1 protein-coding gene is annotated in these 446 nt (G+C 69.7%); it reads right to left on the reverse strand.

Going from position 1 to position 446, the window contains the following annotated elements; genetic code table 11:
* A partial coding sequence (locus P1K30_RS23860) for a cadherin-like domain-containing protein (protein ID WP_275635240.1) occupies window positions 1-446 on the reverse strand: 446 nt, incomplete at both ends.

Genomic DNA, 446 nt, shown 5'->3' on the forward strand with positions numbered 1-446 from the left:
CTGTCGTTGGCCAGCAGGTCGATCACGACGGACTGGCCCATCACCACCGAGGTGCCAAGGTCGTCCACCGCCACCGGCGCGTCGTTCACCGGCGCGACCGTCACGTCCACGACCGAGGTCGCGGTGCCGCCCACCCCGTCCTCCACCGTGATGACGAAGCTGTCCGCACCGCTGAAGTCCGCGTCCGGCGTATAGGTCACGGTGCCCGCGACGGCGTTATAGACGGCGGTGCCGTTGGCCGGCTGGGTCGCGATGCCGGTCACCGACAGCGGGTCGCCGTCGGGGTCGGTGTCGTTCGCCAGAAGGTCCGCCACGTCGATCACAAGCGGCGTGTCCTCGTCCGTCGTCACAGCGTCGTCGGCGGGCGTCGGCGCGTCGTTCGTCGCACCCGAGGTCGAGGCCAGCGTCGCGATCTCTTCCGGCGACAGCTCGGCGTCATAGATCTG

It is taken from the genome of Psychromarinibacter halotolerans (genome assembly GCF_029168315.1).
Classification (GTDB): Bacteria; Pseudomonadota; Alphaproteobacteria; order Rhodobacterales; family Rhodobacteraceae; genus Psychromarinibacter; species Psychromarinibacter halotolerans.